Origin of the sequence: Thiomonas sp. (genome assembly GCF_034007205.1) — a bacterium.
In the GTDB taxonomy this organism is placed as follows: domain Bacteria; phylum Pseudomonadota; class Gammaproteobacteria; order Burkholderiales; family Burkholderiaceae_C; genus Thiomonas.
Genome location: NZ_JAVERI010000031.1, coordinates 1 through 12,647, shown reverse-complemented (window position 1 = coordinate 12,647; position 12,647 = coordinate 1). Strand labels below are relative to the sequence as shown.

Here is a 12,647-nt window from a genome sequence, read left to right as displayed (position 1 = left end):
CACGCTCTCTGCGGCAGCCTACAACATGGTCCGAATGCGTAATCTGGGGGTAGTTACCTCTGGATAAGAGGGGAAATCCTCATCAGAGCGGCTTGAAGCGCCTCGGAAGATGAAAACCGGCAACACATCATGACAAACAAACGGCCAAGGGCCTCTGCAAAAGAGCTATCGAAGGGCAAATAAACAACCCTTGTCTCATGTTTTCCTGTTTTTCAACAGCCTGCTAGAGATTTTTGGCAATTTTGTTTGATTAACTGCATTGTGCGGTTGCTGTAAGCAAATATTCGGTATTCTATAAAAGGGAACTGCATTAACAACAAATACAATAATTTCTACAACCAGTCACTTCAACGGACCCGGCAAACAGCGCCAGTCCGCTGAGTTCCCCGTTAGGAAATTAAACATGAGCGCTATCACCATCGCCGAAATTGACGACGCTGAAGAGATTCTCAGCCTACAAAAGCGAGAATAACATTCGCTTATATCGGCGGCATGGTTATGAAATTGTTGACACCAAGGTACTATCTCCCTCCGTCACACTTGTGTTCATGTCAAAGTCGCAAACACTTGCCTAACATTTCGTTCAAAGGAAAACCAGGGACACTTCCCATATTATCTATTGCGAGCTATCAGCTTTGTAGCATTATCCGCACCATGCCAAGAATTGCACGCATCATAGCGGCCGGGGCTATCCGCATCCATATCACACAGCGCGGTAATAATCGCGTCACCGTCTTTTTCGATGACGAGGACCGACAGACGTATTTGAAGATATTGGCAGTGGCTCGCTACATTAAGCGTAATCCACTGAAGGCCGGTTTGGCCCTGAGTGCGGAGACATATCGCGGATGGAAAAACTCACTAAGCGCGTTAAATCGCACAGTTTCGCGACCCATTTTTTACAAGCTGACTACGGCATACGGACAGCCCAAACGATGCCAGGGCGCATTGATGTGAGAACAACGATGATGTATACCCACTGCATACCAGGCAAGACGGCAAAAGAGGCAAAAAGCCCATTGGATTTTTAAGCATCATTTCATTGTGAAATATAATAGGTTTGGCATGTTTTTTGCTCTTATCGTTAATAACACCATTGAGTGTATCAGCGGGACGATTTCGTCCAGCTAATACCTTGTTAGATTTCAAAGGAGAGAAGAATGACGATAATAAATCATGAAGGTTACGAAATAAGTCCCGCAACTCAACAGCTTGCTGATACAGGGGAATGGACCTTAAGAGTATCTATAGTGAAACATCGTGATTCTCAAGGGGTAACAAATCAGCAATTCTTTGATGGCAGTAATAGTTTTGCTACGAAAGAAGAGGCAGAGCAGCACTGCATTGAATTTGGAAAAAGAATCATTAACGGTGAGCAGCCTGGTCTGAATGTTAATGAACTATAGAAAAATCTAACAAGGAAATTTGCTTCGCGCGCAAAAACCTGCGCGCTGGCCCCTCATTACGTCGGGCCGGTTATCACTACCTTAAATTCAAAAATATGGAAACCGTATGAAGACAAAGGTTCTATTGATACTGGCCTCTTGGCTTATTCCAATGTGCGCATATGCAGAGTATTTCACTGGAAACGACATCATGGACTCATGGAACAATAAACACTATGAAAGTAATTCCATGGTTCGAGGTTACTTTGCCGGTGTTCAAGATGCCTATGATGGTGTTTTTTTTTGCGTCGAATCAGAAGTTAAAATGAGTCAAGCAGCCGAGATAGTAATCAAATATATCAAAGATAACCCGGAGAAATGGCATACGGCTGGACAATTATTGGTTATTGAAGCGCTAGGTAAAGCGTTTCCATGTAAAAATGAATCTAACAAGGCAAATTAACTCGGAGCGCAAATTACGCTGCGCTTCATTTACGCCCGGTTATTTGCAGCGTTAGGAGCCGAAAATGGATCCCGACGAAGAGAAGGTTAAACGCTACCTTGAAGAGCGCGGGTTCACTGTGGAACGTTTTTCCAAGACAGAAACACGTGCAGGGAAAACCCCTGACTTTCGCGTATTCCGGAACGGGGAGTTTCTGTTCTATTGCGAGGTCAAATCTAGCCCCGAAGATCGGTGGCTCGACGAACAGCTAAATGGTACTGCTCCTGGCGAGTTGGCGGGTGGCGCGAGAAACGATCCAATATTCAACCGCCTTACAAACGACATTCACGAGGCCGTAAAGCAGTTTGATGCTGTAAACAATGACCAAAGACATCCAAACATTCTCGCTCTCGTGAATCACGATGACATGTGTGGATTCAACGATCTGCTGGGAATATTGACTGGAAACTTCTACGCTGATGACGGAACTGCGCACCCAATTTATCGGCAATTCTCACACGGCCGAATTAAAGACGAAAAGGGGGAAATTCATCTGTTTATTTGGCTAGACGATCACGAGCCGGATCGTCTACTGTTCAGTCAAACAGAAGAAACCCATCATGCGGCGCTGTGTGCTGCGTTTGGTGTTGAGCAAAATGAAATCAAGCAAATCGGCTCCTAACAACGCCATCAACTCGGACAGTAAAAAGCGGCGCTCCTTCGTCGCACCGCTTTTCACTGCCGGTTATGGCGAACGTTAGGTCGAATAAGAATGTGCGCAGAACTGATTTCTTCATTCACATCATGAAAATTAGGGAAAATTAGGAAAACTAGGGACGCTTCCCATATTATCTATTGCGAGCTATCAGCTTTGTAGCATTATCCGCACCATGCCAAGAATTGCACGCATCATCATAGCGGCCGGCTATCCGTATCCATATCACACAGCGCAGTAATAATCGCGCCACCGTCTTTTTCGATGACGAGGACCGGCAGACTATCGATCAACTGGAATTTCAGCTAAATCAGCCATTACGACCGGGAAAGCCGGGCCGGCCACGCACAAAAACAGGGAAGTGTCCCTAGTTTTTCTCATCAGTCCAAGGAGTATAAAAGCCCATGTGTACATGGGCTTTTTTGTGCTTTGCGGGTAGCATCATCCAACAATGCCTGGCAGCAAGAGGCCTTCGCGGTATGCTGGAACCAGATAAAGAAGATCGGCTGGACGCCTGACCATTCGCACATTTCCGCATCTTGCAGGAATCGCCCAAACACCCGCTGCCAGCCCGGCACATCGAGCGGACTCGCCATCGGACTGTGCATATCCTTGATGACATGGGTGTAGATCATTGTTGTTTCGACCTTGGCACGTCCGAGAAACTCCTGGGTCAGGTGTTTGTGATTGACGGGCAACCTAATTGGGGGGCTAGGATGGCAATGGGCAGGACAAGGAGCTATAAAAAAAATATTTCCTGATACTAAAATATTACAAGACATGCCGGCGATTCCAGGAACAAAAGAATGGAGACGATATCACCTGCATGAATCGCAAGCTCAGGGCGCGTTGAAAAGAGCCGCACGGATAGCAAAACTCACTAAGCGCGTTAAATCGCACACTTTTCGCCACAGTTTCGCGACCCATCTTTTACAAGCTAACTACGACATACGGACAATCCAAACGATGCTGGGGCATACCGATGTGAGAACAACGATGATGTATACCCACTGCAAACCGGGCAAAACGGCAAAAGAGGCAAAAATCCCATTGGATTTTCAAGCATCATTTTACTGTGAAATATAATAGATTTGACATGTTTTTGTGCTATTATCATTAACAATACATATGACTTTTCTGCAAAATGAAGTCGATGATTTCGCATCAGTGTGGAACAAGTTCTGTACCAAATGAACATAACGCCTTGCTCACCGAACAAACCTACGCTGCGCTTCGGTTTTCTGGTGAGCAAGGCGTTAGATGAGCCTTTTGCAAAATGACAAAATCATTCGGTGCATTCCATTCGCATCTCGAAAGGCTGATGTAATTTATATTGTCATTTCGAATGAATGTGAGAAATCTTGTTCTTGAAACGATGGGATTTCTCCCCTTGGTCAAAATGACGGACCATATACGAAGAAAAGGGACTTTGACTCATGGCTACACGATTTCACCGAATAGTTATCTACGTCACGTTGGCCCAGTTTGCGCTTCTTCCCATAGCGGGCTGCGGCGGTCGGGCTGCAAATCCCGTCAAGTCAGTGCAGGTGGGCGACTCGGCTCTAAGCTGCGAAGCGATCCGCACCGAGATGTCGACAGTAGAATCGCAAGTGCAGGCTCTGATTCCTGAATCCAAGAAAACAGGAAAGAATGTTGCGCTCGGCACTGCCGGCCTATTTCTGATCGTGCCCTTCTTCTTTATGGATAGCGGCGCAGCCGAAGACGCTGAAATTAAGGCCTACCGAGACCGCTATGGCGAGCTTCAGAAAATGTACGTCCAGAAGGGTTGCGAAGCTGGAAGTGTCGGGGATGTAACGCCCACAGGCGTCAAGAGCAAGAAGGATAAATTGCTTGAATTAAAAGACCTGTATGACCAAAAGCTCATCAACGATGCTGAATATGCTAAAGCCAAAGAGGCGCTCCTAAATGCGGAGTGAAGCCCTCCGGTGGCATACATCTAACGAACAAGGTTAGATTGTGTGAGCGCAGCGATCCACAATCTGAATCGGTGCTTAAAACTAGAGAAAACTAGGGACACTTCCCATATTATCTATAGCGAGCTATCAGCTCTGCAGCATTATCCGCACCATATATCACGCAGCGCGGTAATAATCGCGGCACCGTCGTTTTCGATGACGAAGACCGACAGACGTATTTGAAGGTATTAGCAGTGGCTTGCTACATCGAGCGTAATCCATTGAAGGCCGGTTTGGCGGCGAGTGCGGAGACATATCGCTGGTCCAGCGCCAAAGCCCACATTATCGGAATAAACGCCCTCCTGCTGGATGCAACGCCGTGGTTCTCTCCTCAAAAGCGGAGCGCATATGCAGCTTTTGTCGGAGATGAAGATAAAGAAACTGATAATGGCATCCGCCTGGCTACCCGAACCGGGCAGCCATTTGGAACGGAACAATGTATCGATCAACTGGAATTTCGGTTAAATCAGCCATTACGACCGGGAAAGCCGGGCCGGCCACGCACAAAAACAGGGAAGTGTCCCTAGTTTTTCTCATCAGTCCAAGGAGTATAAAAGCCCATGTGTACATGGGCTTTTTTGTGCTTTGCGGGTAGCATCATCCAACAATGCCTGGCAGCAAAAAGTACCGCTGCTGATGCATAGGCCTTACAGCGGGAACAGTAACGGCAGCACGCTGACGCAGATCAGCAGTACAATCACGGTGAAGGGCACACCGATGCGGATGAAATCAATGAAGCGGTAGTTGCCGGGACCGAGTACCAGGGTGTTCACAGGTGACGATATCGGCGTCATGAAAGCGGCGGAGGCGGCGAGCGCGATCGTCATTGCGAACGGATAAGGGGATACACTAAGCTGCTGCGCCACACCGATGCCGATCGGCGCCATCAGCACCGCGGTGGCGGTGTTGGAGACAAAAAGTCCGACCACTGCGGTGAGCACGAACAGGGAGGCCATCACCACTCGCGGCGAAGCCTCGCCGGTGAAGCCGAGCAGGGCGGACACGAAAAAGTCGATGCCGCCGGTTTTTTGCAGTGCCAGGGCAAAGGGGAGCATGCCGATGATCAGGATCAGGCTCTGCCAGTGAATCGAGCGGTAGGCGCTCTCCATGTCGATGCAGCGGAAGGCACCCATCAGCATGCAGCCGATCAGCGCAGCGATGACGTTGGGCACTATGCCGCTGATCATCAGCCCGACGGTTATCGCCAGACTGAGCAGGGCGAATGGGGCCTGCTGTGCGGCTGGAGCGGCTTCGTCGATCTCTGCCGGCAGGTTGAGCACGAGAAAGTCGTGCGACTGGGTGTGCAGCAGGCGGATCGCCTTCCAGGTGCCGGCGACCAGCAGCGTATCACCCGGTTTCAATTTTTCTTGCAGCAGGTTGTCGCTCAGCGGCTGGCCACTGCGGCGCAGGCCCATGACGTTGAGGCCGTGCTGCGAGCGCATGCGCGACTCGAGGATCGACTTGCCGATCAGGATGGAGTCGGGGGGGACGAGGAGTTCGGCAAGACCGAGTTCGTGCGACAGATCGTTTCTGAGTCCGCAATCTTGCAACTGCATGTCGGCGACGAAGCGCTCGATGTCAGGCTCGCCGCCTGCGAAATCGGCGAGGATGATATCGCCGGAGAGTATTTCGCGGTTGACCGCAGGCGTCAGCATGACATGGCGAAACTGGCGCTGGCGTTCAATGGAGACGATGTTCGCGCCGTAACGCGTGCGCAGTTCCAGCTCGCCCAGGGTGTGCCCGACCATCGGCGAATCGTGAGAAATCAGCAGGCGGCGGGAGCGTCCGAGAAGCTGGTAATCCTGCGCCAGATCACGTAGCCGACGACGCTTGCCCGATGGCGCGCTCTTTTCCGGTTTGTTCGCCAGCCAGCGCCGCGTCAGCAGCATGTAGCCGATGCCGGCCATGAGCACGACAACGCCTGTTGGAGTGAAGTCGAAGAAGGCGAACCCCGGGTATCCGGCGCGGGCAAGCTCGCCGTTGACCACCAGGTTGGGCGGCGTCCCGACCAGGGTCAGCATGCCGCTCATCAGACCGGCAAAGCAAAGCGGCATCATCAGCCGGCTGGGGGAGACTCCGATACGTGTCGCGACACTCAAAGTGACCGGGATGAAAATGGCCACCACGCCGGTGGAACTCATCACCGAGCCGAGGCCGGCGACTGCCAGCATCAACAGCACCAGTAGCCGCGTCTCGCTGTTGCCGGCTTTTGTGACCAGCCAATCGCCCACACGAAAGGCGATACCGGTGCGCACCAGGCTTTCGCCGATGACAAAGAAGGAGGCGATCAGGATCATGCTCGGCTCGCTGAAACCGGCCAGCGCTTCACTGACATCGAGGGTGCCGCTCAACACGAGGGCGAGCAGGGCAAGAAGGGCGACCGCGTCCATGCGCGGGCGATTGGCTATGAAGGCGACGACGCAGGCGGCCAGCAAGCCGAGGACCCAGAGCATTTCGGTATTCATGTTGATCTTGTCACGATGTACGCCGGCCGACGCTGTGGAGCGCGGACGGCTGGTGTGTTTGAAAAATTTCGATCGTTGCGCTGCAGAGAACTGCCATATTTCCTCCGCATGTATCTTTAGCAGGGAGATGCATGAGGGGCACCCGAATAAACGAAAGGAAAAAAGTGCGAGCATACCTATAATTCCCTGATGGCGCAAGCCCGCTTGCGCAGAGCGCCACTCATCTTCCATGCGCACATCTCTGCATCCTTCAGCAATCGCCCAAACATCCGCTGCCGGCCTGGCACATCGAGCGGACTCGCCACCGGACTGCGCATCTCTTTGATGACATGGGTGGAGATAGTTGAAAAACCAATTGGCGGTGGTGAGCGGACTCCATGAACAAGATGTGGCAACAGGCTATGCCGGAGTAATTCTTGTCGGTTCACTCGAAAAGAAGTATCCGTTTGCTGTAAAAGATTTCATCCGGCAATGGTTGCTGCCGCAAAAGGAACTGACCCCGATTTCAGGAACAAAAGAATGGAGACGATATCACCCGCATGAATCGCACGTTCAAGGCGCGTTGAAAAGAGCCGCACGGATGGAAAAACTCACCAGGCGCGTTAAACTGCACACTTTTCGCCACAGTTTTGCGGCCCATCTTTTACAAGCTGACTGCGACATACGGACAGTCCAAACGATGCCGGCCCACACCGGTGTGAGAACAACGATGATGTATGCCCACTGTATACCTGGCAAGACGACAAAAGAGGCAAAAAACCAATTGAATTTCCAAGTACCATTTCATCGTGAAATATAATAGGTTAAGCATGTTTTCTGCCTTTATCGTTAACAACACTATTGAGTGTATCAGCTGGACGATTCCGTCCAGCTGATACCTTGTTAGAAGTTGAGGAGGATCATGAAGCCACAACTGTTGAAATACTCGTCAATGGATCCACTGTTACATCAACTTGTAGCTGCGATATCGGACATCGACAGTGGGCCATACTTCTCCAAGCATATCGGTCAGCACCAGTCTGATCAGCGCACCATCGTAAACAGATTTCAAAATCACGTGTGTTTAGTACTGGATAAAACGTTGCCAGCGATTAAATGGCAAGTTGAATATTGTCCTAACAGAAATCAACGCGACTCAATTGATATTTTTGGTCAGGGCGAAAATTTCGTCATTGCGATAGAATTGGACAAGCACCGTGCTGATCAAGTAGCCAAGAAGTTCGTTTCTCGAATGGCAATTCTTCCGGATATCCGTATCTACTATGTATCTCTCTGTTATCCGGGAACCGCTCGGATGAATTCTACAGAGTGCGTCAAATACTTTGGATACTGTGCCGACCTTTCCAAGCGTATGGGCAACGAGTACGCGGGGCTCATCATTCAGTAGCGATTTCACGCCTAACAACGCGTTCAAGCCGACGCCGCTTCGCAGCGCGGCTTAATTCAGGTTTAGAGATCTTGATGTCCTCGCGCATAAAACGCGGGTATGACGGCGAATCCAAAATTCTGGAGTTTGAGAACGACCCAGATAATCCACATGTCATCATGACTTTGCTCTATACCGAGTATTACTGGTCGGCCAAAATTGCCCGCGCTATCGTCGGTTTCTATCTTCGGCACTGGCAATGGGTGTGGAAAACAATTATTGTTGTTCTTGGTTTGTATGTTGCGGTACTTGCTCTCAAGTAATCGACGCTCAAACCCCATGCCAAATAGCGCCCCACTCAACCATGCCAGCGCTCACGCAACCCAAAAGAGAGCGATCTTATCCATCGCCATCAGAATATCTATCAGAGAACGCTGAAAACTCTATTTTTCAACTGTCTACTTGACGGGGAAGCTTACGAAATCAGGAGGACATGTGATTCGTAATATTATACGGCGCATCTGTACTCAGAAGAGGCCTGTTTCCAATAAATCTTGGGATCTGATTTCGCTTACACCTAAGTTCTTAGAAGAGGAACACGGTGGGTATGTTACGGCTATTAAAGCTGCCCTTGAGGACGATCAGATCCGCAACATTGCATTATCTGGGAGCTTCGGAGTCGGCAAGAGCAGCATCCTGCAGGAAGTTGCCCGACAGCAGAGCAATCGTGTTGTGGAGATTTCGCTGTCTACGCTTGCACCGATGGACACCTCCAAGCCTGGTGAATCAGTACCAGCCCATACTCCGACCAACCGCATCCAGCAGGAGATCGTGAAGCAGTTGCTCTACCGAGAGTATCCGCGCAAGACTCCCGGCTCCCGGTTCCGGAGGATCGAACGCTGCCACAGGTTGCGCGAGTTCATACTTTCACTGCTGCTGGGGTTTGTTGTTGCTGTTATCTTCCTGTTGAATGGATGGACGGAACAGATTATTTCTGTGTTTGCATACTTGGTAGATGGTGGTGTTTGGGGTCACGTAACTGTCTTGGGTGTGGCAACGACGATTGCTTTATTGGTGCGCTGGCTGTTGTACGGCAAGTTCCATATCAGGCAGATTTCAGCAGGGGCAGCAACTGTCAGCCTCGATGACAAGTCGGTGTCGTACTTTGATCAGTATCTGGACGAGATCGTCTATTTTTTTGAGGTATCAAAGCGTGATATTGTGATCTTTGAAGATATCGACCGTTTCAACGATTCGCACATTTTTGAGACGCTTCGTGCGCTGAATACGCTGCTCAATGCCTCAGCCCAGATTAAGAAACCGATCCGCTTCATTTATGCTATCAGGGACAGTATTTTTGATTGTCTCGGGTTAACAGCCGAAGGGCGGAAGCTTGACGCCAGCGTCTATGAGACGGGTGATCCCGCACGGACCGAGGCAGTGCGCGCCAACCGTACTAAATTTTTTGATCTGGTCATTCCGGTGGTTCCCTTTATCACTCATCGAAGCGCTCGCGACCTGGCGACGCAGCTACTTGATGGAATTGATCACAAGGTGAAACAAGAGCTACTTGACTTGGCAGCGCAATTTGTCCCTGATATGCGACTGCTGAAAAACGTTCGCAACGAATTCATCGTTTTCCGCGATCGAATTTTCTCCGGTGCAGGCAAGCAACTCAAACTGAACGAGACCGACCTGTTCGCGATGATGCTTTACAAGAGCACGCATCTGACCGACTTCGAGAATATCCGTCTTAGCAAGAGCAATCTGGACATCATGTACAGAGTCAGCCGCGAGCTGGTGACCAAGAACATCATGCAGATCGAGGGGGAACGTCGTGATCTTCTTCAGCAACGTACGCGATTAGATACATCTCCAAGACGAAGCCAGCAGTTGGGCGAAAAATTGATAGCACATGTGCAGCTGATAATGAAAGCGATCGGCCAAGACTGGAAGAACTCGACATATACATTTAATAGAGACAGATGGTCGACAGATGATCTCAAGGGGACGAAATTCTGGACAGACTTTGTTGCAGCTGGAGAGGGAGCAAAACTCCAGTTGAAAAATGATTATCCTTACTCCGGGCTCCGAGAGTTGTCATTCACTCGTAGCAATCTGGCTCGTGCACTTGATGATCCATTGGACGCTGAGAGCTGGAACAAAGCAGATCGTAAAGAGTTGACTAAGCAAATTGAGAAAAAGAACATGGATGTCAAGTTTTTGCGGCGCGCTGACTTTGCCGATTTGATTAAACGACCGGAGTTTGTTGTTGAATATAAGGAAAATGAGCAGTCTTTTGGCAGAATCGCGCGAGATATCCTGAAGCCGGGTTTGGCGTATCATCTTGTCTGCGCCGGATACATCAACCGCAACTTTACACTCTACACGTCAACCTTCCACAGTGACCGCGTAGGACCGGCAGCAACGAACTTCATCATACATCACATTGAGCAAGACCAGATGGACGAGCACTTCGAGCTTGCGCCCGATGATGTGGATGCAATTGTCCGCGAAAGAGGCAAAGGTGCACTAAAAGAACCAGTGCTCTATAACATCTCGATCCTCGATCACCTTTTATCGACTGATGATAGCGCAGTAGATACCATGATTCGTTCTCTGGCAAGCCTCGAAGACAGCCAGGTACGCTTCTTAAGATCGTATCTGAGCGCTGGCAGCGAACGTACAAAATTCATCCGCGGCTTCTCGGCCGTTTCTTGGAATGTGCTTGAGTACTTAGTGAATGAGGCTGTCTTGGATGATGTGCCACGACGGGAGCTGGTGAATATCACACTGGAGCAGTCCTCGGTATCGAAGCAACAAACAGATGATAGTGTGTCCAGTTATCTGTTAGAGCACTACACTGACTTTAAGGTGCTCACGTCTGACGCAACCACATCGGACCAGGCCGAGTCTATCGGTGTACTTTTTGCGGATGCAGGCATCACCGTACCTCATCTGGAGCCGTTGGGCCTGAAGGTTCGTTCGTCATTCGTGTCGCGTAATTTGTATGAGATTACGTACGAGAACCTCAAGATTGCTATCGACAGCACGACAAGTATGGCGCTTGATGCTATTCGTGAAGCCTCTGAAACGGTGTACAACTATATGCTCGAACATTTAAACGCTTATCTAGACGCCATTAACGGAATATCTGTCACGGTCGATACGGACGAAGGCTTTCTCATCGTAATCAAAGACGTACTCAAGCAAGAGGTGTCCAGTCTTGGAGCTGTAATTGAGCATGCTGATCCAGACTGTGAGGTTGCGGATCTCACAGCGGTCTCGGAGGAGGCGTGGCCTATATTAGCCAAATATCAGCGCTTTCCTGCAACATTTAACAATATCCTTGCTTACTTTGAGGTTCATGAAGATATAGACGAGCATCTGGCGGAGACCTTAATCGTTGCTGGCGAGATTACTGAAGTCAATACTGCCGATGAGGAGAAAAAGATGACGTTGGCGTTGGCGATTCTGACAGCACAGGACCATATCCCAGACGAGATTCTACGAGTGCAACTGGTCAGGAACCTAAGTTTGGCCGAATCCATAAATATCGACGACATCAAGGCAGAGACTGGCGATCTTTTTGCGCTGTTACTTGAATACAACATAATTGCGGATGAAACAAAATCTTACGAACATCTTGCAGAGACGGATTGGTCAACCCGCAAGGCATTTATTCTTAAGTCAACGAAATTCATAGACTACATGAGTCCGGAGCTGATCTGCCAAGATCTGGCGGAACTTCTGAAAAGTGATGAGATCGATTCAGCAGTGAAGGCTGTTATTCTTGATCAGGCTGCTGCATATGTAAACTGTGCCACCCCTGATGCCTTACAAGAACTGGCACAGTTTGCCACAGGACACGGGCATGAACTGCCATTGGATGTTGTCCAGAAGATGGCAGAAGCGGCTGTTGCATCGAGTCGGATCGTTTCGCTGCTTGAGCCTCACTTGGTATCGATAGGTACAGATGAGCTTTTCACGATTTTGCGCACACTTGATGGTGGCTACCCAGATCTGACCGAAGTTGGTCGTGCAAGACTGCAGATACCGAACACGTCAGCTGACCGCGCACTGCTTCAACGTCTCAAACAAGACGGTATTGTCAGCACGTATGACGAGCACAAGTCACAGCTCAAGGTCAACAGGAAACATAAATAGTCGGCCATGAAAAACTCTCAACGAGTTGGAATATATGGATAAAAATTGAAAAATATAGCACTATAAATTGCAGGATATTGTACTTTTCCCCTTCAATTTCTGGTGATTTTCGATGCAGCCGAAGAAGCAGA

Annotated in this window: 11 protein-coding genes; 9 read left to right on the top strand and 2 right to left on the bottom strand. The window is 49.6% G+C overall.

Annotated features, from left to right (window positions below; genetic code table 11):
* Window positions 1–1,160 precede the first annotated feature (1,160 nt).
* The 3 genes from RBR52_RS14980 to RBR52_RS14970 all read left to right on the top strand — a co-directional run bounded on the left by RBR52_RS14980 (window position 1,161) and on the right by RBR52_RS14970 (window position 2,509).
* Window positions 1,161–1,406 (top strand): DUF6566 family protein, encoded by a 246-nt coding sequence (locus RBR52_RS14980; RefSeq protein WP_320378075.1) that lies wholly within the window; start codon window positions 1,161–1,163, stop codon window positions 1,404–1,406.
* 190 nt (window positions 1,407–1,596) lie between these two features.
* Window positions 1,597–1,848 (top strand): Rap1a/Tai family immunity protein, encoded by a 252-nt coding sequence (locus tag RBR52_RS14975; protein ID WP_320378074.1) that lies wholly within the window; start codon window positions 1,597–1,599, stop codon window positions 1,846–1,848.
* A gap of 64 nt (window positions 1,849–1,912) precedes the next feature.
* Window positions 1,913–2,509, top strand: a complete 597-nt coding sequence (locus RBR52_RS14970; protein WP_320378073.1) for a hypothetical protein — start codon at window positions 1,913–1,915, stop codon at window positions 2,507–2,509.
* 413 nt (window positions 2,510–2,922) lie between these two features.
* Here the strand turns inward: RBR52_RS14970 and RBR52_RS14965 are convergent, their stop codons facing one another.
* Entirely contained in the window at window positions 2,923–3,177 is a 255-nt protein-coding gene (locus RBR52_RS14965) for a hypothetical protein (RefSeq protein ID WP_320378072.1), read from the bottom strand.
* Between the two features lie 52 nt (window positions 3,178–3,229).
* Between RBR52_RS14965 and RBR52_RS14960 the strand changes: the two genes are divergently transcribed.
* Together RBR52_RS14960 and RBR52_RS14955 are read left to right on the top strand one after the other, a co-directional pair.
* On the top strand, window positions 3,230–3,628 hold the full coding sequence (locus RBR52_RS14960; protein WP_320378071.1) for a tyrosine-type recombinase/integrase: 399 nt from the start codon (window positions 3,230–3,232) through the stop codon (window positions 3,626–3,628).
* 350 nt (window positions 3,629–3,978) lie between these two features.
* Window positions 3,979–4,479, top strand: coding sequence for an SHOCT domain-containing protein (locus RBR52_RS14955; RefSeq protein ID WP_320378070.1), 501 nt, complete (start codon window positions 3,979–3,981; stop codon window positions 4,477–4,479).
* Between the two features lie 686 nt (window positions 4,480–5,165).
* Here the strand turns inward: RBR52_RS14955 and RBR52_RS14950 are convergent.
* Entirely contained in the window at window positions 5,166–6,983 is a 1,818-nt protein-coding gene (locus RBR52_RS14950; RefSeq protein WP_320378069.1) for an SLC13 family permease, read from the bottom strand.
* 343 nt (window positions 6,984–7,326) lie between these two features.
* Between RBR52_RS14950 and RBR52_RS14945 the strand changes: the two genes are divergently transcribed.
* From RBR52_RS14945 to RBR52_RS14930, 4 genes are all read left to right on the top strand, one after another.
* The gene (locus RBR52_RS14945; protein WP_320378068.1) at window positions 7,327–7,782 is read left to right on the top strand and encodes a tyrosine-type recombinase/integrase; all 456 of its coding nucleotides are present in this window, start codon (window positions 7,327–7,329) and stop codon (window positions 7,780–7,782) included.
* Between the two features lie 102 nt (window positions 7,783–7,884).
* Entirely contained in the window at window positions 7,885–8,370 is a 486-nt protein-coding gene (locus tag RBR52_RS14940; RefSeq protein WP_320378067.1) for a hypothetical protein, read from the top strand.
* A gap of 74 nt (window positions 8,371–8,444) precedes the next feature.
* Window positions 8,445–8,672, top strand: coding sequence for a hypothetical protein (locus tag RBR52_RS14935; RefSeq protein WP_320378066.1), 228 nt, complete (start codon window positions 8,445–8,447; stop codon window positions 8,670–8,672).
* Between the two features lie 172 nt (window positions 8,673–8,844).
* A complete protein-coding gene (locus RBR52_RS14930) occupies window positions 8,845–12,516 on the top strand; it encodes a hypothetical protein (RefSeq protein WP_320378065.1) in 3,672 nt (1,223 codons plus the stop codon).
* Window positions 12,517–12,647: the final 131 nt, after the last annotated feature.

Coding starts and splice junctions, on each gene's coding strand:
- RBR52_RS14970 (WP_320378073.1), top strand. CDS start 1,913: ATGGATCCCGACGAAGAGAAGGTTAAACGCTACCTTGAAGAGCGCGGG.
- RBR52_RS14975 (WP_320378074.1), top strand. CDS start 1,597: ATGGACTCATGGAACAATAAACACTATGAAAGTAATTCCATGGTTCGA.
- RBR52_RS14935 (WP_320378066.1), top strand. CDS start 8,445: ATGTCCTCGCGCATAAAACGCGGGTATGACGGCGAATCCAAAATTCTG.
- RBR52_RS14965 (WP_320378072.1), bottom strand. CDS start 3,177: ATGATCTACACCCATGTCATCAAGGATATGCACAGTCCGATGGCGAGT.
- RBR52_RS14980 (WP_320378075.1), top strand. CDS start 1,161: ATGACGATAATAAATCATGAAGGTTACGAAATAAGTCCCGCAACTCAA.
- RBR52_RS14955 (WP_320378070.1), top strand. CDS start 3,979: ATGGCTACACGATTTCACCGAATAGTTATCTACGTCACGTTGGCCCAG.
- RBR52_RS14940 (WP_320378067.1), top strand. CDS start 7,885: ATGAAGCCACAACTGTTGAAATACTCGTCAATGGATCCACTGTTACAT.
- RBR52_RS14950 (WP_320378069.1), bottom strand. CDS start 6,983: ATGAATACCGAAATGCTCTGGGTCCTCGGCTTGCTGGCCGCCTGCGTC.